Annotated in this window: 16 protein-coding genes; 5 read left to right on the top strand and 11 right to left on the bottom strand. The window is 59.8% G+C overall.

Going from position 1 to position 19,190, the window contains the following annotated elements; all coding sequences use genetic code 11:
* Positions 1 to 105: 105 nt before the first annotated feature.
* The 5 genes from SIB38_RS15205 to SIB38_RS15185 form a co-directional block, all read right to left on the bottom strand.
* Positions 106 to 1,395 (bottom strand): MFS transporter, encoded by a 1,290-nt coding sequence (locus tag SIB38_RS15205; protein ID WP_412550510.1) that lies wholly within the window; start codon positions 1,393 to 1,395, stop codon positions 106 to 108.
* Between the two features lie 60 nt (positions 1,396 to 1,455).
* Positions 1,456 to 2,637: an HlyD family type I secretion periplasmic adaptor subunit gene (locus SIB38_RS15200; RefSeq protein ID WP_294115209.1), complete on the bottom strand. Its 1,182-nt coding sequence runs from the start codon at positions 2,635 to 2,637 to the stop codon at positions 1,456 to 1,458.
* Positions 2,634 to 4,961, bottom strand: a complete 2,328-nt coding sequence (locus SIB38_RS15195; RefSeq protein ID WP_412550509.1) for a type I secretion system permease/ATPase — start codon at positions 4,959 to 4,961, stop codon at positions 2,634 to 2,636. Before SIB38_RS15195 ends, SIB38_RS15200 begins: the two co-directional genes overlap by 4 nt.
* Positions 4,958 to 6,247: a TolC family protein gene (locus SIB38_RS15190; protein ID WP_412550508.1), complete on the bottom strand. Its 1,290-nt coding sequence runs from the start codon at positions 6,245 to 6,247 to the stop codon at positions 4,958 to 4,960. Before SIB38_RS15190 ends, SIB38_RS15195 begins: the two co-directional genes overlap by 4 nt.
* Before the next feature lie 132 nt (positions 6,248 to 6,379).
* A complete protein-coding gene (locus tag SIB38_RS15185; protein WP_412550507.1) occupies positions 6,380 to 9,628 on the bottom strand; it encodes an Ig-like domain-containing protein in 3,249 nt (1,082 codons plus the stop codon).
* A gap of 868 nt (positions 9,629 to 10,496) precedes the next feature.
* Between SIB38_RS15185 and SIB38_RS15180 the strand changes: the two genes are divergently transcribed.
* The 3 genes from SIB38_RS15180 to SIB38_RS15170 all read left to right on the top strand — a co-directional run bounded on the left by SIB38_RS15180 (position 10,497) and on the right by SIB38_RS15170 (position 13,871).
* Positions 10,497 to 11,612: a porin gene (locus SIB38_RS15180; RefSeq protein ID WP_412550506.1), complete on the top strand. Its 1,116-nt coding sequence runs from the start codon at positions 10,497 to 10,499 to the stop codon at positions 11,610 to 11,612.
* A gap of 226 nt (positions 11,613 to 11,838) precedes the next feature.
* The gene (tig, locus tag SIB38_RS15175; protein ID WP_294115195.1) at positions 11,839 to 13,173 is read left to right on the top strand and encodes a trigger factor; all 1,335 of its coding nucleotides are present in this window, start codon (positions 11,839 to 11,841) and stop codon (positions 13,171 to 13,173) included.
* Positions 13,174 to 13,457: 284 nt separating this feature from the next.
* The gene (locus SIB38_RS15170) at positions 13,458 to 13,871 is read left to right on the top strand and encodes a DUF1330 domain-containing protein (RefSeq protein ID WP_294115194.1); all 414 of its coding nucleotides are present in this window, start codon (positions 13,458 to 13,460) and stop codon (positions 13,869 to 13,871) included.
* Between the two features lie 51 nt (positions 13,872 to 13,922).
* Here the strand turns inward: SIB38_RS15170 and SIB38_RS15165 are convergent, their stop codons facing one another.
* From SIB38_RS15165 to rpsF, 6 genes are all read right to left on the bottom strand, one after another.
* The gene (locus tag SIB38_RS15165; protein ID WP_294115192.1) at positions 13,923 to 15,158 is read right to left on the bottom strand and encodes an HlyD family secretion protein; all 1,236 of its coding nucleotides are present in this window, start codon (positions 15,156 to 15,158) and stop codon (positions 13,923 to 13,925) included.
* Between the two features lie 3 nt (positions 15,159 to 15,161).
* On the bottom strand, positions 15,162 to 15,605 hold the full coding sequence (locus tag SIB38_RS15160; protein ID WP_294115191.1) for a hypothetical protein: 444 nt from the start codon (positions 15,603 to 15,605) through the stop codon (positions 15,162 to 15,164).
* Positions 15,606 to 15,675: 70 nt separating this feature from the next.
* Positions 15,676 to 16,152 carry a transglycosylase SLT domain-containing protein gene (locus SIB38_RS15155; protein WP_412550505.1) on the bottom strand — a complete coding sequence of 159 codons (477 nt, stop codon included), beginning with the start codon at positions 16,150 to 16,152 and terminating at the stop codon, positions 15,676 to 15,678.
* Positions 16,153 to 16,307: 155 nt separating this feature from the next.
* The gene (gene rplI, locus SIB38_RS15150) at positions 16,308 to 16,934 is read right to left on the bottom strand and encodes a 50S ribosomal protein L9 (protein WP_294115188.1); all 627 of its coding nucleotides are present in this window, start codon (positions 16,932 to 16,934) and stop codon (positions 16,308 to 16,310) included.
* A gap of 12 nt (positions 16,935 to 16,946) precedes the next feature.
* Positions 16,947 to 17,174, bottom strand: coding sequence for a 30S ribosomal protein S18 (gene rpsR, locus SIB38_RS15145; protein WP_009805008.1), 228 nt, complete (start codon positions 17,172 to 17,174; stop codon positions 16,947 to 16,949).
* Positions 17,175 to 17,199: 25 nt separating this feature from the next.
* The gene (gene rpsF, locus SIB38_RS15140) at positions 17,200 to 17,556 is read right to left on the bottom strand and encodes a 30S ribosomal protein S6 (protein ID WP_294115137.1); all 357 of its coding nucleotides are present in this window, start codon (positions 17,554 to 17,556) and stop codon (positions 17,200 to 17,202) included.
* A gap of 336 nt (positions 17,557 to 17,892) precedes the next feature.
* Here rpsF and SIB38_RS15135 point away from each other — a divergent pair, with 336 nt between their 5' ends.
* Positions 17,893 to 18,387, top strand: a complete 495-nt coding sequence (locus SIB38_RS15135) for a hypothetical protein (protein WP_294115136.1) — start codon at positions 17,893 to 17,895, stop codon at positions 18,385 to 18,387.
* A gap of 174 nt (positions 18,388 to 18,561) precedes the next feature.
* Positions 18,562 to 19,143 carry a YceI family protein gene (locus SIB38_RS15130; protein WP_294115135.1) on the top strand — a complete coding sequence of 194 codons (582 nt, stop codon included), beginning with the start codon at positions 18,562 to 18,564 and terminating at the stop codon, positions 19,141 to 19,143.
* Positions 19,144 to 19,190: the final 47 nt, after the last annotated feature.

Here is a 19,190-nt window from a genome sequence, read left to right as displayed (position 1 = left end):
GCGGGACAAGTCACGGCATAGTTGCGGGGAAAGGAGCTGTGGCGCTGGCGTTGCTGATGATTTGTGCGGCGAGAATGTGGCGAGGGCTCGGGAGGTGACGTATGTCTAAATCTGTTCAGCTTTTATCTGCTTCTCCAACATCAAGCACAACACGGCCGCTAGGAGCAGGAACACTGCGCCGAGACTCCATGCGATGGAGAGGGAGTAGAGCTCTGCGACGGACCCGGTAAGGAGCAGGCCTAGTGCCGCGCCGAGTTGTTGGATCAGGGAACGCAGGGACAGCAGGGTGGAGCGCTGATGATCCGCAACGCAGCGGTGCAGGATGCTGCTGGCCGGGGTTTCGCAGATGCCGAGACAGATGGAATAGAGGATGAAGACGGTTGCGAAGGCGAGGATGTGGCCTTGGTAGGCGAGGGCGATTTGTAGTGCGGCGAGACAAGTAAAGGTGGCTACGAGAGTTTTGGCGTGGTGGCGTTTGAAGAGTTTGCTGACGTGTGGCGAGAGCGCGGCACCAAAGGCGATGGCGAAGAAATAGGTGGCGGTCAGGGCGCCGATGGCGGTGTTGGCGAAAGTCGCGTCCAGCATCGGCTTGGCGAAAGTGGGCCAGAGCACCTCGACCGGGTTGGTGGCCATGAGGAAGATCGCCAGTGCGGCCAGCAGCAGGGAGAGCGTGCGGTGTTTGAGGGCCAGCAGGCCCGCGTCCTTGATCACCAGCGGCACGTTGGCAAAGCCTTGTATGAGCCCGCGTGGGTGCTTGGGGCGAGGCGGCTCGATGATGGCCAGCTTGGTAAAGGCAAACACGCCGAGCATCACGGCAAAGCTGGCAGCGTAGGAGGTGTCATAAGGGCTGAACCCGAGGGATTGCGCATAGGGTCCGAGGATGTCGGGGAGAAGGCCGCCGAGGATCGCGCCCATGGCGAGGCCAATGGCATTGGCAGTTTGCGCTTTGGCGAGGGCGGGTTGTACGTCCACGTTGGGGGCGGTTGTTTTGAAGGTTTCGACAAACCACGCGTCCAAGGTGCCGGATCGCAGGGCGCGGCCAAAGCCAATGAAAGCAAAAGAGAGCGCCAGCACGTAGAAATTGCTGCTGGAGAGAAACAGCGCGAGGGAGATCAGGCTGGCGATGACGGCTGTGAGGAAGACCGGCTTGCGCCCGATGCTGTCGGCCAAGCCGCCAAAGGGCAGCTCCATTGTCATGGTGGTCAGGGAATAAACCCCGAAAAGCAGCGAGATCTGGAAGAGATCCATGCCGCGGTCGGTCAAGGCCAGCGCGACCACGGCCACCGTGAGACCCATGGCAAAACGGTCCAGAAACTGGTGGATTTGGAACACCCGAATGTGGCGTTGTGCCGAGTCGCTGAGAGCTGAGAAGGAGAACGCGGTTTCTGGTGTCATGGTGGCACCTTCGACGTTGCGGTCAGGTTGCGCAACAGTTTGATCGCGCGGAGGTTGCGCCTAGGGCTCCCGGAAGGCCTCTTTGCTCTTATACAGCGGTTTCATCAGGTAGCGCAGGACGGTTTTGGAGCCGGTGTGCAGTTCCACGGTGGCGCGCATGCCGGGGCGGATTTCGATGGCCTTCTGGCGCTCAGTCAGCGCGTCGGCGTTCACGTTGACGGTGACCTTGTAGTAGGGCGGCGCAGAGGGGTCGCGTTCGTCTTCAAAAGTGTCTGCGGAGATGAAATCCACCTTGCCTTTGAGCGAGCCATAGATGGTGTAGTCGTAGGCGGTGAGTTTGATGGAGGCGTCTTGGCCCGGCTCGACGTTGGCGATGTTTTCCGGGCGGACTTGGGCCTCGACAAAAAGTTCTTCGCCCAAGGGGATGATTTCAAAGATTTCTTCGCCTGGCCGCACCACGCCGCCGATGGTTGTCACGGCGAGGTTGTTCACAATCCCGCGCATGGGCGCGGTGATCACGGTGCGCGACAGCTGGTCTTGCGCGAGGCGCATTTCCTGCTTGAGCGAGGTGATCTCTTTGAGGGTTTCGGAGTATTCCTCCGCCAGCGCCAGCTCGGCCTGGGTGAGGATGTCCATGTAGCGGATTTCGGCCTCGGAGGCTTTCTCGCGGGCCTTGTTGACCTCCAGCAGGGCGACAAACTCTTTCTTGTAGAGACGCTCCATGTTGGAGAGCTCTTCTTGGGCCTGTTCGAGCTGGGTGAAGGCGCCTTCGCGGCGGCTGTCGATGTCGGTCTGGCGGGCTTCGATCAGGGCTTTTTCAGAGGCCAGAATGCGGGGCGCGCGTTTGGCAAGCTCTTCAGGCACGTCAAATTCGAACTGGCCGTCGATCTCGGCTTCAAGACGCAGGCGGCGCAATTCCAACGCGTCGATCTGGTCTTGTAGGTCGTCAAAGGCGGAGCGGAATCGGGTGTCAGACAGAGTGGCGAGCACTTGACCCGCCTCAACCAAGTCGCCCTGTTTGACGGCGAGGTTGGCGAGGATGCCGCCTTCGAGGTTTTGCACGGATTGGGAGCGTGAGGAGGACACGACCTGACCGTCAGCCCGCACAATTTCGTCGACCCAGGCAAAGGCGGACCAGATGACAAACAGCCCGACTGCGGCGGCAATCAGGCGGATCGTGAGGCGGGAGGCTTTGAGTTGCTCGTCGAGGCCGGTTTCGTTCTCAAACTCGGATGTGGTCATCCGTTGGCCCCTCCGGCGAGGTGGGCGAGGACTTGTTCCCGTGGGCCATCGACCACGAGGCGGCCGTTTTGCAGGATCAGCGTGCGGGTGGAGAGCGCAAGGATCGGCGTGCGGTGGGTGGCGATAAGGGCGGTTCGGCCTTCGAGCCAAGTGGACAGGCGGCTGACCAGCGTGCGTTCTAGCGTTTGGTCGAGCGCAGCGGTGGGCTCATCGAGCAAAACGATGCTGGGGTTTTGCAGCCAGAGGCGCGCCCAACCGATAGATTGGCGCTGGCCGATTGACAGTCCTTCGCCGCCGTCGCGAATTTGTAGGTCCAGCCCCTGCGGATGATTGCGCAGGAAGGGACCGAGGCCGGCAAAATCGAGCGCGGCCATCAGGCGGTCGTCGTCGCGTTCGAGCTGTGTGAGGTTGAGGTTGTCCCGCAAGGAACCTGCAAACAGGCGCACGTCCTGGCTGAGGTAGCCGATATTGCGGCGCAGGTCGCGTTGGTCGATCTGGCCCATGTCGGTGCCGTCGAGCAGCACGCGGCCTTTGGTGGGGCCGTAGAGACCGGCCATGAGCTTCAGCAGCGTGGATTTGCCGGAGCCATTGGCGCCAAGGATAGTCACGCGCTGGCCCGGTTTGATGACCACGCCGGGCACATCGAGGGAGGCGCCGCTGTCTTCGTCATAGGCAAAGGACAGCTCGCGCAGTTCGAACTGGCCCTCGAGTTTTTCGCGGCGCAGGTATTTGCGCTCGCCGTCTTTTTCCTGCTCAGAAAGCGCAATGGCATCAAGGCTTTCCAGCGCGCCTTTGACGTTGGACCAGCGCGCCAGAGTGCCCGCGAACTGAGTCAGCGGGGCCAGCGTGCGCGAGGTGAGGATGCCGCAGGCGATGATGGTGCCGACGGTGAATTCGCCCGCAAACACCAGATAGGTGCCGATCACCACAGTGGCGATATAGGTCATTTGCTGCACGCCTTGGGACCAGTAGGTCAGGGCGGAGCTGAGGCGGCGTTGTTCGGCGGAGGAGTGGCTGGAAACGGCGTTGAGCTCGTCCCACAGGCGCAGCACGCGGTCTTCGCCGCGTTGGGTTTTCACGGTGTCGAGCTCAGTGATGACCTCTTGCAGCAGGCGGCCTACTTTGGCGGAGGCGCCTTGGGTTTCGCGCGACAGGCTGATCATGCGTTTTTGCAAGACATAGGCGGGCAGGACCATGAGCACGCCGCCGAGCATCAACACCCAGACAAGGTTGCCTGCGATGGAAGCCACCAGTGCGAGGAAGATGACAATAAACGGCATGTCTGCCAGCACCGAGATGGTGGTGGAGGTGAAGAAGTCACGCACCGCGCCGAAATCGCGCATCGCGGCAAACAGGCCGGATGGGGGCAGGGGGCGGCGGTCCGAGCGCATGCCCAACAGGCGCTTCATCAGGCGGTGCTGGATGGAAAGTTCCATGCGGCGGCCAGCGGCGTCGCTCATCTTGGCGCGGGCGAGTTTGAGCAGGCCTTCGAGGCCAATGGCGAAGATTGCGCCGACGGCGAGCACCCAAAGGGTGGCTTGAGACTGGTGCGGGATGACGCGGTCGTAGACTTGCAGAGAGAAGAGCGCGACGGCGACGGCCAAAAGGTTGGCAACGAGCGAGCCCAGCATGATCTCGCCCATGTGGCGGCGGTATTTGGTGAATTCGCCCCAGAACCAGTGGCCGGACATGCCGTCTGCGATCTGCGGCACGTGACGCTCGGCCAGTTGGCGCAAAGAAACCTTGGCGCGCAGGGCGGTGCCGGAGAAGAAGGGCTCAAACTCGTTGACTGGCACTTCGGCGCGATTGTCGGCGCAGCTGTCGTCATAGACGTAGAGCGTGTCTTCGTCCTGAGACAAGACCAAAATGGCCTGCCCATTGTTCATCATCGCGACGGCGGGCCAAGCGGCGGCGGTGACCTTCATCTTGTGATGAATTTTGGGTTCCACACCGGCATGGGCGAGCGCGCCAGAGAGCGCTTTGACAGAGACATCACCAGGCGCATTGGTCCACATATGCTCGGCCACATCGGTGACCGGAATGTCGACGCCGTTAAGCGAGGCGAGTGTGGAGATCAGCGTGGCGCGGTGTTGGATGCGGGTGGCGGTGGCCTCCACCAGATCGTGGATGGCATCCGACGGCGCAGGCGCTGCCGCAGGTTTGGCTGGTGCCGGTGCCGCGACGGTTTTTGGATTGATTTGAGCGACTTGTGCGGGGGAAGGCGTTTGGGTAGGCGCGGGGGCTTTGTTGGCGGCTTTGGTGGATTTCACCGCCGCAATTGAGAGCACCACCGGTGCTTTGCCTTTGGGTGTCCCGTCGCTCAAATTGCGTCTCCGTCTGCCAGCAAGCCCAGATCACGGGCGAGCTCTAGTTGCGCCAGCAGCTTGTCGTATTTGGCGTCGACGCCGTCAAGGGAACGCAGCACGGATTGTTCGTAAACATCGACCACTTCGAGCACGGAGCGTTGGCCGGCGCGGAACTGAGCTTCAAACAGTTTGTAGGTGTCGCGGCCTTCGCGGGCGAGCTGGTTGGCCTCACGCTCTTGGCGTTCGAGGCTTTGGATGTTGCTTTCCAGACGTTTGCGGTCGCGCGCGCCATCTTCGCGGGCTTCGTCCACCTGGCGGGCGGCAATGTCTTTGGAGGCTTCGATGGCTTTCAGGCGGTCGCCGGTGCCAAGGCCGAGGCCAACGTCGTTGGAGAGGTTCAGACCCGCGCTGTTGCCGCGGTTGGTGGTGCGGGCGGTGGCCTTGAGACCGGGCAGTTGCGCGGCGCGTTCCACGGTGGCTTGGGCGACGGAGCGTTCGGCTTCGGCGCGGGCGCGCAGCACGTCCAGCGGTTCTACCGCTGGGTAAGACTGGGCAGAGAGGGCGGAGACCGGCTTCAGCGTAAAGGCGGTGCCGGTCATGGCTTTGAGTTCGGCCAGAGCGGTGCCTGCGCTTTCAGCGGCGGTTTCGCTTTTGGTTTCCAGAGTCTGGATTTTGGTGCGCACCATGCGCAGGTCGCCTTTGTTGGAGACACCACCGTCCACACGCCCCTGCACAATGCGCTCAAAATGATGCAGCTGGGCGAGGCCTTTGTTGCCAACCTGGGCCTTCTCCTGACCGCGCAAGCCTTTGATATAAAGCGCTAGCGCGGTGTAGGTGCGTTCGTTCAGATCTTCGGAGAGGGTGACGGCCGCAACTTCGACATCGGCGGCGGCATATTCACGCTCTGCCTTTTTGCGGCCGTGGTCAAACAGCACCTGTTCAAACACAAGACCGGCGATCACGTCGCTGAGGGTGTTGAGGGAAATTTCGGGGCTCAGGGTCGGGAGCCAGTTTTTGTTTTCAGCCTGGGCGCGCAATTTGGCGGTTTGCAGTTGGGCCTCGGCGGAGCGGCGCGAGGAAGTCAGCGCCACGTCGGCCACGTGTCCCATCGCGCTGTCGTTTGGAATGACGGAGCGGCGGGCCAGAAGCGTGTTGAGGATTTCGCTTTGGGTTTTGGCATCCGCGTCCTGCTCAAAGCTGGTGCGTTTGCTGACCTCGGCGGCGGCCTCGGCGCCTTCGGGTTTGGCTTTCAGCAGGCCCATGGGCTTGCTCATGTCCGGCAGGTGCTCGCTCATATTGGCCATGCAGCCGCTCAGAAGCGTGGCTCCCAGGAGGAGCGGCAAGCAAGTGGGGAGATGGCAGCGGGACATGGTGGCAGCGATATTCCGGAGCTTTGGATTTGCGAGGGGCGGCCCGTGGCCGCCCCAAAACGATCATCAGATGATGACGTTGATGTCTTGGTCGACGATCAGGGTCACGCCGTCATTGCCAACGGTGTAGACATCATAGGCTTCGCCTTCGATGTCCACGGTCTGGTTGGTTTTGGTTGCGTCGGTGACGGTGATCTGGTCATCAGATCCGCCGTGGATCGTGAGCGTGTCGGATGTGTCAGACAGCTCTTTGATCTGGGCCTCGGTCAGGGTCAGGTTTGCGTCCGACGCGTAGTCCAACTCGATGCCTTCGATGTTGAAGTTGCCAGCCGCAGCGTGATCCAGCGTGCCTGCGTTGGTGACGTTGTCATCCAGCACCAGCAATGTATCGGACTGGTTGCCCGCGTCATCCGTGGAGGCAATCACCAGATGGGTGCCATCGGAGGCTTTCGGGTTCAGCACATATAGGGATTCATCGCCACCCAGCGCCACTTCTGTAGTGGCCAGTTCGGCGGTGGAGCCGTCCTGGTTGAGGGCGTGGATTTCGTAGTCCTGATTTTCAGTGCTGAGCGACAGAGAGGTCACATCGTCGTCCGAGAAGGTCACGGATTGCACAACCGGGTTGGTGATTTCGGTGTCCACGGCGAAGGTGGCGTTGGCGGTGGCGGTGTTGCCGGCCGCATCGGTCACCGAGAGGGTGGCGTTTGCGGTGTAAGTGCCTTCGGCCAAGGAGCCATTTTCGTAGGTCACAAACCAGTTGCCGGACGCATCAGACGTTGTGCTGCGCACCACGCCGTCCACAGTCACAACCACCGAGGAGTTTGGCTCCGTTGTGCCTTCCAGTACCACACCGCCTTGCATTTGCGCGGCGTTGACCGGAGCGGCAAATACGCCTGCAGAGAGGTCCACGTCGATCGAGGTGGTGGTGTCCACATGGATGGTCGAGGTGGCAGTGGCCGTGTTGCCCGCGGCATCGGTTGCGGTCACGGTCACCGGGGTGTCGTATTCCCCTTGCGGGATGTCCGCAGCGGTGAAGTTGGCCACCCAGGTGCCGTTTGCGGCGGCGGTGACAGTGCGAGAGGCTCCAGCGATCTGCACAACCACGCTGCTGCCCGCGTCGGCGGTGCCGGTGAGGCTCAGACCGCCAGCCACTTCTGCGGCGTTGGCGATGTCGTCACCGCCTGCCTGGCCGGTGTTGATGCCTGCGGACAGTTCGGTGTCCACAGCCACGGTACCGGTGGTGGTGGCGCTGTTGCCTGCCGCATCGGTTGCAGTGATGGACACGGTGCTGTTGTAGGTGCCCTGTGGGATTTCACCGCCTGCGAAGGTCGCCGCCCAAGTGCCGTTGGCCGCGGTGGTCACGGTGTGGGTCACACCTTCCATGGTCACAGCCACGGAAGAGCCAGGCTCTGCGGTGCCGGTGAGGGTGAAGCCACCAGCCACTTCGGTGGCGTTGGCGGTGTTGTCGCCGCCCAGCTGGCTCGGGTTCATGGCCGCCGAGATTTCGGTGTCCACGCGGAAGCTGTCCGACGTGCTGGTCACGTTGCCCGCGAGATCGGTTGCGGTCACGGTCACGGTGGTGTCGTAGGTGCCCTGCGGGATTTCACCGGCGGCAAAGGTGGCAGACCAGCTGCCATCGCCAGCGGCGTTCACGGTATGGGTGACGCCTTCAACGGTCACAGCGACCGACGAGCCCGGCTCGGCGGTGCCGGTGAGGGTCACGCCCGCCGCGGCTTCGGCAGCGTTCACGATGTCATCGCCCGCAATCGGAGAGGTGATCGTCGCAAGGCCGTCTGTGTCGATGTGAACAGTGAAGGTCTCGGTGTGGCTGTTGCCTGCCAGATCGGTGGCGGTGATGGACACGGTGCTGTCGTAAGTGCCGGTGCCAATCGCAGAGGCATCAAAGGCCGACGACCAGCTGCCGTCATTTGCGACGGTCACGGTCTGGGTCACACCTTCGAACAGGATCGAAAGCGAAGACCCTGGCTCGCCAGTGCCGGAAAGTACAACGCCGTCAGAGGCTTCCGTGGCATTGATGATGTTGTCACCTTCCACGATGCCCATGTCCACGCCGGGGGCAATGGTGTCCACTTCGAGCGTGTCGGTCACGGTGGTGACGTTGCCGCGCTCATCGGTGGAGGTAATGGTGATGCCGGTGGTGTATTCGCCGGTGGAGAGTGAGGACGAGTCAAAGGTCACAGACCAGGAGCCATCGCCTTGCACAGTGGTGCTCTGAGTCACGCCATCGATTTCCACGGTCAGCGCTGCGCCGGGTTCGCCGGTGCCACTGATGACGTGGCCGGTGGTGTGATCGTCTTCGTTGACAATGTCCCCGGTGGACACGGTGCCGTCCATGACAGACACGTCCGGCGGGGTGGTGTCGATGTCCACCGACGGGCCATCCAGATCGTAGACAGCGCCATCTGGGCCTTCGACAGTGACGTCGACATCATAGTCGCCATCATCAGGCAGATCGCCGGGCTCAAAGATCACTTCGTAGGTGCCGTCGTCGCCCACGGTGCCGGTGCCGGTTTCGTCGCCGATGGTCACGGTCACGGTTGAGCCGGGTTCACCGGTGCCAGTGATGGTCACGCTGTCGTCGCCGGTGCCCCCCACAATGCGGGGGACGTCCGCGTCGTCTACGGTTGGAAGGATGGTGTCATCGTCACCCCCATCGTCTCCGTCGTCATCATCATCACCGCCGCCGTCTCCCCCATCGTCTCCGCCGGTGGTGTCGTCGTCGTTGGGCTCCTCGTCGCCGCCGTTGTCGTCGTCGCCGTTATCGTCGCCAGTGCCATCGTCACCTTCGCCACCATCAACGGTGTCTTCACCTTCGCCGCCGCCAAGGGTAGAAGCCACTGCGGCTGCACCGCCCACGCCAAGAAGACCGGGCACCAGGCCTGCGAGGGGCGCGGCGAGAGGGGCGACAACCGGTTCAACCCGCTCCAGATCAAGGAATGCGAGTTGGTCATACTCGCTCCATTTGTCGGTCATGGACACCGACTCATATTGGGCAAAATACTGATCGTTGATCGGGTCTCCGAGGTCGACCACCTGTAGCTGGCCGTCTTTGGACAGGAGCAACTCACGTTCGTCGCCAGAGAAATAATTCTCAAGGGTGATGGTCTCGCCGCTCACCAAGTGAATCACCAGATTGCCGCCGTCATTCACATAGCCGGCCACCTCTGCGGGCGTGAGATTCAGGGAGACTTGCGAAGCCTGCTGGATTGCGATGACGCCATTGGCAGTTTCGGCTGTTTGGCCGCGCACAACAAATCCGTCCGTACCGCGGACGGCATAACTATAACTACTCATGTATTCTACCGCTCTAGGTTGTTCGGGCTTATGCCCTTGTTTGATTTGCTCTGACTATAAATGTGACCGGAACGTAAGCCAATCACTTTTTTGCCATATTTGCTTAAAACTAAGGGTTTTCCTAGTTTTTGGAGTCGGTCTGCAGTGTTTTTTGGATAAGCTTCCGAGGTTGAAGGGGAATCTTGGGGTGCTGTAGGTGCAGCCTCTAGGGATTGTGGTTTGAGGCTGTTAGGCGAGCAAAGGTTGGGTTCTCGTTTTGCCTTAATCGTTAACAGCGTTTTAGTGGCTGGAAAGTAATTCAAAGCACACTCTTAGGTTGTTTTTGACTTGTGGGTATGTGTGTGACCGTCGCAGTGTGGCTCTGGTGGTCTCCAAATCAGTTGCTGGCTTGTCGCGAGGGGGGCTCCTGTTGTCTTTCGTGGTGGACAAGTGGCGTTGAGGCGGCATGTCTTGGCGGAAAATGGCCGAGCCATGGTCCCAAACTATTTTACTGCCGCCCCTTGAAATCTAGCCCTCTGAAAATCCACATGAAACGGGAAGGGGGCGGCATTTTTCCCCCTTTGAGATCATGCGACTGGCTGTGAATACGCGCCAATTTGAAGGGCAATGCAGCCAACGCGCAAAAAGGCGCTTATTCTCGGCCAAAATCAGCCGGTTGACGGGTTTGTCATTTGGGTGTGAGCGGCCTAGACGCCAGATGGTCTTTTGTTGACCTGCGCCGAGACGGCGTGACGGAGGGAGCAGGGAGCTGCTTTCGGGTTGACGGAAGACACATGAGTGGATGCCTGAGTTTGAGCTGGTCGTGCGGCTTAAGGCAGGTGATTAGCAAGCCCCCTGAACGAGCAAGCGGGGCCGATGGAGACAGAAGATGGTTGGAAAAAAACACTCTGTATGGGTCGCCCCAGCGGCCCTGGTTGTGGGCAGTGTTGCGATGACGTCAGCGGCGTCCGCGCAAGAGGGGTTTCGGTTTTACGGGTTCCTGAACGGGGCTGTGACCAGCGTGGATGATGGTGTGCAGAAGCGCAACGAGTTCAGTGACAACAGCAACGCGCCAAGCCGGATCGGGGCGTGGTATGAAATGGGTACGGGTGCGGGTACCCTGAAGTTTAACTTCGAAACCGCCTTGGGTCTGCGGGGCACATCCAGCCTGAGCGCGACCTCCAATGATGACTTCTTTGATTGGGACAAGACGGATCTGCGTAAGTTTGAAGCCATCTATGAGACCGATCGCTTTGGCACATTCTACGCTGGTCAGGGTTCCATGGCGTCTGATGGCATTTCTGGCGGTACGGATTTGTCCGGCACCGAACTGTCCGGTACGGTTGCCGTGGCCGATACCGCGGGCGGCTTTGCCTTCCAACCGGTAGGCGGCGGTGCCGCAGGTCCAACCATTGGCGACGTGTTCAAGGACTTTGACGGCAGCCGGAAGGGTCGTGTGCGGTATGACACGCCAAGCTTCGGCGGGTTTGTGGTCTCGGCCTCGGCGGGTACCGAAATCCTGAAAGACAATGATGACACCAACTTCTACGACGTGGCGCTGCGCTATGGGGCGGATCTCGGTGACACCACTCTGCGGGCGACGTTGTCTTATGCGCAGACCGATGGTGCGGCGGATGACTCCAAGTCGGTGGTGGGCTCGGTCGGGGCGCTTCATAACCCAACCGGGATCAGCGGCACGGTGACACTTGGTCAGAACGATCGCGACAGCGGGCGCAAGAGTGACTACGTCTATGCCAAGCTTGGCTATCAGCGGGATTGGTTCAGCTTTGGACGTACCCATCTGTCCGTCGATGCCTATCGCGGCAACGACATGGCGGCAGTGGGTGACAAATCGGTCAGCTACGGGTTTGAAGCGGTGCAGAAGATCGACAACGCCAATGTGGATTTGTTCTTCAGCTACCACCAGCATGGCTATGAGGTGACCATCGGCACCACTTACAACGACGTGGACGCCTATATGGTGGGCGCGCGCTGGAGCTTCTAAGCTTGTAGTAGCGAAGGAATTGCGGGAGGGGCGGCCGGTTTGGTCGCCCTTTTTACGTTGCTTTGCGATGTGTTGGCTGACAGCAGCAATTTGATGCCGGATCGGCAAGGCGTTTTTGATGCCTTTGCCCTTGCACAGGGGCGCGCGTGGCACTAGAAGAGCACAAATTTTTCTCGACTGCGCGCGGACTCATTGTGCCGCGCGCCGCTACTTATGGGGATACCCGATGCAGGTTACTGAAACGCTGAACGAAGGTCTGAAGCGCGGCTACACCATCAAGGTGGAGGCTTCCGAGCTTGAGGCAACTGTAAACGACAAGCTGAAAGAAGCGCAGCCGGAAATCGAAATGAAAGGTTTCCGCAAAGGCAAAGTGCCAATGCCGCTTCTGAAAAAGCAGTTTGGCGAGCGCCTGATGGGCGAAGCGATGCAGGAAACCATCGACGGTGCGATGAACAAGCACTTTGAAGACTCCGGTGACCGCCCTGCGCTGCAGCCAAAAGTAGAGATGAAAGACGGCGAAAACTGGAAGCCAGGCGACGACGTTGAAGTCGAGATGTCTTATGAGGCGCTGCCAGAGATCCCAGACGTGGACCTGAAAGGCATCAAGCTGGAGAAAATGGTTGTGAAAGCAGCCGAAGCGGATGTGGACGAAGCGCTGGCCAACCTGGCCGAAACCGCGCAGGACTTCAAAGCACGTCGTAAAGGCTCCAAAGCCAAAGACGGCGACCAGGTTGTTATGGACTTCGTTGGCCGCATCGACGGTGAAGCGTTTGATGGCGGTGCCGGCGAAGAGTTCCCACTGGTGCTGGGCTCCGGTCAGTTCATCCCTGGCTTTGAAGAGCAGCTGGTTGGCGTGAAAGCCGAAGAAGAAAAAGACGTGACCGTGTCCTTCCCAGAAGAGTACGGCGCCGAAAACCTGGCTGGCAAAGAGGCCGTGTTCTCCTGCGTCATCAAGGAAGTGAAAGAGCCGGTTGCGGCAGAGATCAACGACGAGCTGGCGACCAAATTTGGTGCCGAAGACCTCGCAGCCCTGAAAACTCAGGTCTCCGAGCGTCTGGAAGGCGAATACGCCGGTGCGGCCCGTGCCGTGACCAAGCGCGCGCTGCTGGACGCGCTGGACGGTCTGGTGTCCTTCGACCTGCCACCATCCCTGGTGGAAGCGGAAGCCGGTCAGATTGCACACCAGCTGTGGCACGAAGAAAACCCAGAAGTTGAAGGCCACGATCACCCAGAGATCGAGCCAACCGACGAGCACAACAAGCTTGCCGAGCGCCGCGTGCGTCTGGGCCTGTTGCTGGCAGAACTGGGTCAGAAAGCCGAGGTTGAAGTGACCGACGCCGAGATGACGCAAGCGATCATGAACCAGGCGCGTCAGTACCCGGGTCAAGAGCGTCAATTCTTTGAATTCATCCAGCAGAACCAGCAGATGCAGCAGCAGCTGCGCGCACCAATCTTTGAAGACAAAGTTGTCGACTATGTCTTCGAACTGGCTGAGATGACTGAAAAAGAGGTCTCCAAAGACGACCTGCAAAAAGCCGTAGAGGCACTGGACGACGAATAAGTCCAACACCCGTTAACGGGACAGTGAGAGGCCGCTCCGGATTGGGGCGGCCTTTTTTGTTGGGGTGGTGGTTTTGTTTTGCGCGGGATAGGTGGCAGTGTGGCGGCGTTGGTCAGCCCTCAAACACAGGCTAAACAAGGGGCCAGCCCCCAAAACACAGACTAAATTGGGGGCCAGCCCCCAAACCCCCGGGATATTTTGGGCAAGAAGAAGCGGGGTGTGACCCTGCGTCTTGTTTGACCTCTTTCAGCGAGGGTGGTCGGGTGGAGGCGGGAGGAGCACCTATGGAGTATACAACATTCGATAAGGCTGGCTATGACGCGTTTAAGGCCAATGATCGCGCCGGGCCGGTACATATGTTGAATCTGGTCAAGCTGCGCGACAAAGCGGAATATGCCGATGGGCGGGAGGCCACCGGGGCAGAGGCCTATGCGGCCTATGGGCGTGAGAGCGCGGCGACATTTGCCAAACTGGGCGGCAAGATCATCTGGCGCGGCGAGATGGAGCAGATGTTGATTGGGCCGGAGAAGCAGTGGGATCTGTGTTTTATCGCAGAGTATCCAAGCGTGGAGGCTTTTGCGTCGATGCACAAATATCCGGAGTATCGCGCGGCGGTCGAGCATCGGCAGGCGGCGGTGGCGGACAGCCGGTTGATACGGATGGCGCCGAGGGACTTGGGTGGAAACTTTGGTGCGTAAAGAAAAAGCCCCGGCACATGGCCGGGGCTTTTGGTTTTGAAGTTGGGATGTTTAGTGATGGCCCGAGAACACCAAGAGGCGGAAGGGCATCATGATGGCGCGAAAGCGCAAGATCAGGGCGTGGGCGTAGCCGACGGTGTCGATCACATGCAGGGCGACAAATTCGCCGGTGCCAATGTCGGGATCTTGCAGGCGCTCGTGGTTGTTGGTGTAGGCGTTGACCTCACATTTGCTGCCCGGCGGCAGGTGGTCGGTGCCGCCTTCATAGAGCGGTTCCATATAGGCAATCACCGTGCCCGGCTGGCGGTCGTTTTGCGGATCGCGCAGCGTGTCGGAGGGGCGGATTTGACCTGAGGGGATCACGTCCTGAATTTCCACAATCACCATGGGGGTGACGCGCATTGGGCTGGAAATACAGGACATTTCGGCTAGCATGCCGGGGTGCAGAATTTGCGCGGTCAATTGGCTGAACCCGGCCTGGAAGCGGCCGCGTCCGGTGTCCGCGGGGACCAGAATGCCTGCGGGGCGGAGGATCGGGTTGATGTAATCGCCGACGCGCAGGTCAAATTGCTCGATGCGGCCGGTTTGACCGGCGTAGATGCTCATTTTGCCAAGCTCAACTTCGGCTTGGTGCAGCGCGGCGCGGGCGCTGTCCTTCTGCGCAGGGAGCTGGATTTCTACGCGGTGTTTGGCGGATTCCACGGCAGAGTGTGCGGCGTCCACAGCGGCGAGGCGTTCCTGGATCAGATTTTCGAGCCGCTCGACTTCGCGCACGGTCACGGCAGGGGAGTTTTCTTGATAGAGCGTGTTCTTGCGCTCAAATTCGTCTTTGGTCTGCTCAAAGGCGGCCTCAGCGGCGTCGAGATTGGCTTGAGCGACGCGCAGGTCGTCGCGGGCCAGCAGTTCGCCAGCATCGACTTCGACCATGGCGGCGCGGGCGGTGGCGACGGCGGCCCGTTGGCGGCTGTCGTCCAGGCGGAAGATAAGCTCTCCGGCTTCAACGTCCTGATTGTTTTCCACATTCACTTCAACCACGCGGCCGGAGAGTTCCGGCAAGATGGTGACGGTGCGGAAGTAAGACGACACGCTGGTGGTGGAGGGGTGGAAGTAGAAGATCAGGGTGATCAGGCTGACCGTGAGGATGAAGCAGGCGCTGAGACCGTAGCGCAGCTCATACCACATGGAGAACAGGGTGATGTCTTGGCCCAGACGTTTGCCCTGCCAATAGCGGCGGAACAGGAAGTCAGGGAAGATGGTGAGCATGGAGCAGGCGAGGAATTCCAACATGGGTTAGGCCTCCCCGTCTTTTGTGGCGGTTGGAGCAGACACTTCGATTTCGGGCGCTGGTGCTTCAGCGACTGGTTCCGCGAGAGGTTGCGGGGCCGCCTTGAGGCGGTCGAGCGCGTCGGCGATGCGTTGTAGTGGGGTCTCATAATCCGGGATCTGGACAAGCGCGAGCAAGAGCGCGGCGACCCAATAGAGGTTGTTGTGCGTGAAGAGCGCGATGAGGGCGAGCACGCCAACCATTTGCAGCTGATTGGCGCCCACCTTGTGGGCGAGCTTTTCCGGCAGCGAGTGCAGGTGCAGGAAGAAGGTGGTGATGATGAACACCATGACAGCGACAAAGATCGCGACGTTGGTCATCATCGGATCCCCACCGGTGCCGTCGGAGATAAAACTCGGCAAGTGGTGGGGGGCTAAAGGGTGCAGGCTGGCTGCGGATTCAGAGCTCACGAAGGGGCCTCAATTACTGGTCAAAATCTGACGTCAGAATAGAGAGGCCCAGGGGGGCTGCCAAGTCAACTTAGGGGCGCAAACCCGTTTCTTTCAACAATCCTGCGGCCTTGGCTTCGGGGTAGTAGCCTTTGGCATAGAGGAAGACGGAGCGGTCGTAATTGCCTTCGGCGACCATATACGCGCCGCGCAGGTATTTCACCGCGTAGGTAAGGTTGGTTTCGGCATCCAAGAGGCCTTGGCGCCCGCCGGTGTAACCCATGCCGCGCGCGGTCGGCAGTTGGATTTGCATCAGGCCAATATTGGGTCCGTTGGTGGCCCAGGGGCGGTGGGTGCTTTCGCGGATGATGACACGTTGGACGAGATCGCGGGGCACCTCATAGTGGTCGGCCCATTTGTTGATTAAAGCGCGTAGCTCGGGCGTTTCGTTGGGATAGAGCGGCGGGTCAAACGGGCTGTCTTCTTTGCGCTTGGAGCGGCCACAGGCCGCCAGAGGCAGGCTGGCCAGCATGATGATTGCGGTGCGGCGGGAAAGGTGCTGTGACATAGGGCCTCCTGACGGTCTTGGCGTCAGTATGGCTTTTGCGGCTGTGAAGGAAAGGGCGCGCGTTGGGATGCGCGGTATCTTGCGGATAGACAAAGCAAAAAGCCGCGCCCAGGTGCACCCGGGCGCGGCTCTGCGAGTTCTTCGCGGTGAAACGCTTACTGCTCTTCGGCAGGCGCTTCTTCGGCGTCGGCAGCTGCCGGAGCCAAATCGTCGTCGTCGTCAGATGCTGCAGCACCGATATCGTCGAACAGTTCGGCGATTTCGAATTCTGCTTCAGCTTCTGCTTCAGCGGCCAATTCCTGGATGGATTTGCCGGAGGCCTGAAGCTCTGCTTCTTCCTCGGAGCGCGCCACGTTCAGGTCGATGGTCACGTCGACTTCTGGGTGCAGCAGTACGTGTACGGCGTGCAGGCCCAGGTCTTTGATTGGCTTGGCCAGAACAACCTGTTTCTTGTCCACGGTGAAACCAGCGGCGGTGGCGGCTTCTGCGGCGTCACGGGTGGTGACGGAACCGTAGAGGGCACCAGCGTCGGACGCGGAGCGAATCACGATGAACTGCTGTCCGTCGAGTTTCTCTGCCAGCGCTTCGGCTTCTTTCTTGGTTTCCAGGTTACGCGCTTCGAGTTGCGCTTTTTGCGCTTCGAAGGATGCGATGTTGGACTTGGAAGCGGTCAGTGCTTTGCCCTGAGGCAGCAGGAAGTTGCGGGCATAGCCCGGCTTCACGTCAACCACGTCGCCCATTTGGCCCAGCTTGGCCACACGTTCCAGAAGGATAACTTGCATATCAGTCTCTCCTTACTTCACGGCGTATGGAAGCAGTGCGAGGAAGCGCGCGCGTTTGATTGCACGGGCCAGCTCACGCTGTTTCTTTGCAGACACTGCGGTGATGCGGGACGGCACGATTTTGCCACGCTCAGAGATGTAGCGCTGCAGCAGCTTGGTGTCTTTGTAGTCGATTTTCGGCGCGTTCTCACCCGAGAAAGGGCAGACTTTGCGACGGCGGAAAAATGGTTTTGCAGCCATAACTTAATGTCCTCTCTTAAGGTGATTAGTTGCGGCGTTCGCGACGGTTGTCACGCTCGTCACGTTTCTGCATCTGAACCGATGGACCTTCGGCGTGCTCGTCGACCTTGATGGTCAGAACGCGCATCACGTCGTCATGCAGGCGCATCAGGCGTTCCATTTCCTGAACCGCAGCAGATGGTGCGTCGGTCTTCAGGAAGGCGTAGTGGCCTTTGCGGTTCTTGTTGATTTTGTAGGCCATGGTTTTCACGCCCCAGTACTCGGATTCTACAACGGACCCGCCGTTGTCAGAAAGAACGGTGCTGAAGTGCTCAACGAGGCTTTCGGCTTGCGCGTTGGACAGGTCCTGGCGCGAGATGAAAACATGCTCATACAGTGGCATGTGCTCTCCATTCATTTATCGGCGCATTTCAAAGAGCGGGGCGTCTTTCACCTTTTGCACCCCACCCACGAGAGACTGCGCGGTTCAAGCTTTTGCAAAAGGATGGCGCTGTATAGCCGAATTTGGGGGGAGCGCAAGCTTTGTGTGCAAGGGGGCAGCAAGGTTTTTGCGTGGTCCCGTTAGTGGTGCAAAATTCCCGACATCTCAAGGCAAAAGGGCACGAGGTTTTCCTCAATCCGCCGCATTCCTGCCCGATTTCAACCCGAAGGTCTGAGCAACCGGTGGAGAAGCCGTTGGACTAAAGGCCGTTGAAGGGCCAAGTGGGAGAGTGGGAATATGGTGGCGCTGACCAGTTTTGCAGAAGATACACGGTCCTGTGTGACGCGGGTGGAGGGCAAACGCCCGTCGCTTTCGGTGCGCGCGTCCTCGGCGGTGTTTGGCTTTGCCTTCATTCTGGCTGGAGTGGGTCTTTGGCTGATGCCAGGACTGGACCTGACGCCGATGATCCTGCTGGCAAAGATGGGGGTGTCGATCCTGTTGGTGACCGGCGGCGTGGGCATGACCCAGATTGCCACCGACAAGCCCCGCAAAGAGCTGCACTTTGATGAGCGCAACGAGCAGCTTTTGGTCTATGAAGGCCTGCCACGGGGGCGCAAACACGTGCTTCAGTCGATTAATTATGAGGACATTGGCCGCGTGGATGTGAGTGCGTCTGCACTAGTTGTTATGGATGAAGACGGCGAGGCCATGGTGACACTGCCGATTGATGGCAACCACGCGCGGCTTGATGCCATTGCCCAGCTGCGCAGCCAGTCGATTTTGCCAAGTTAAGCAAAAGCTTGCCTATTTTGAACAGAAGGTCGCCGACGGGCGGCCTTTTTTGTGTGAGATCACGCAATTGTTCACGGCTGCACAGAATATGTGGGTTTACTGCGAATTGCCGCACAGCGATGAATGGGCACATTGGTTCTATCAGAAATTAATCTTGTCCTCAGGAGACACCCAATGAAACGCACCCTTCTTGCCGCTGGTTTTGCTTTTGCTGCCGCTGCTGCCACTTCCGCTGTTGCGGCGCCGGAAAAATACATGCTGGACGCCAGCCACAGCCAGATCCTGTTTTCTTACAACCACCTGGGCTACTCCACGACCTGGGGCATGTTCTCCGGCTTTGAAGGCGAGATCATGTTTGACCAGGAAGAGCCAGCCAACAGCGCTGTGTCCGTCTCCATGCCGCTGAAGTCCATGTGGACAGGGTGGGAAAAGCGTGACGCGCACCTGCTGAGCCCGGATTTCTTCAACGCCAATGATGACTCTGTGGTGACGTTCACCTCTACCGGTATTGAAGTGACTGGCGAGACCACGGCCAACATCACCGGCGATCTGTCGATCAATGGCGTGACCAAATCTGTTGTGCTGGACGCGCAGCTCAACACCGCAAGCGAACACCCGATGGCGAACAAGCCTTGGGCCGGTTTCAACGCCACCACAACTCTGCTGCGCAGCGACTTTGACGCGGGCAACTTTGCGCCGTTTGTGAGCGACGAAGTGCAGGTTCAGATTTCTGTTGAGGCGATGAAGGCTGAGTAAGCCTTCGCGTTCATCACTCACGGAATGGTCGCCCGGTTGGGGCGGCC

It is taken from the genome of Shimia sp. MIT910701 (assembly GCF_047126315.1).
Classification (GTDB): domain Bacteria; phylum Pseudomonadota; class Alphaproteobacteria; order Rhodobacterales; family Rhodobacteraceae; genus Shimia.
This window is presented reverse-complemented; position numbering and strand designations above follow the sequence as displayed.

Excerpts from the sequence above, each read along its gene's own strand:
- rpsF (WP_294115137.1), bottom strand. The coding sequence starts at position 17,556 with ATGCCACTGTATGAGCATGTTTTCATCTCGCGCCAGGACCTGTCCAAC.
- tig (WP_294115195.1), top strand. The coding sequence starts at position 11,839 with ATGCAGGTTACTGAAACGCTGAACGAAGGTCTGAAGCGCGGCTACACC.
- rpsR (WP_009805008.1), bottom strand. The coding sequence starts at position 17,174 with ATGGCTGCAAAACCATTTTTCCGCCGTCGCAAAGTCTGCCCTTTCTCG.
- SIB38_RS15200 (WP_294115209.1), bottom strand. The coding sequence starts at position 2,637 with ATGACCACATCCGAGTTTGAGAACGAAACCGGCCTCGACGAGCAACTC.
- SIB38_RS15165 (WP_294115192.1), bottom strand. The coding sequence starts at position 15,158 with ATGTTGGAATTCCTCGCCTGCTCCATGCTCACCATCTTCCCTGACTTC.
- SIB38_RS15135 (WP_294115136.1), top strand. The coding sequence starts at position 17,893 with ATGGTGGCGCTGACCAGTTTTGCAGAAGATACACGGTCCTGTGTGACG.
- SIB38_RS15185 (WP_412550507.1), bottom strand. The coding sequence starts at position 9,628 with ATGAGTAGTTATAGTTATGCCGTCCGCGGTACGGACGGATTTGTTGTG.
- rplI (WP_294115188.1), bottom strand. The coding sequence starts at position 16,934 with ATGCAAGTTATCCTTCTGGAACGTGTGGCCAAGCTGGGCCAAATGGGC.
- SIB38_RS15190 (WP_412550508.1), bottom strand. The coding sequence starts at position 6,247 with ATGGCCAATATGAGCGAGCACCTGCCGGACATGAGCAAGCCCATGGGC.
- SIB38_RS15155 (WP_412550505.1), bottom strand. The coding sequence starts at position 16,152 with ATGTCACAGCACCTTTCCCGCCGCACCGCAATCATCATGCTGGCCAGC.
- SIB38_RS15180 (WP_412550506.1), top strand. The coding sequence starts at position 10,497 with ATGGTTGGAAAAAAACACTCTGTATGGGTCGCCCCAGCGGCCCTGGTT.
- SIB38_RS15130 (WP_294115135.1), top strand. The coding sequence starts at position 18,562 with ATGAAACGCACCCTTCTTGCCGCTGGTTTTGCTTTTGCTGCCGCTGCT.
- SIB38_RS15205 (WP_412550510.1), bottom strand. The coding sequence starts at position 1,395 with ATGACACCAGAAACCGCGTTCTCCTTCTCAGCTCTCAGCGACTCGGCA.
- SIB38_RS15170 (WP_294115194.1), top strand. The coding sequence starts at position 13,458 with ATGGAGTATACAACATTCGATAAGGCTGGCTATGACGCGTTTAAGGCC.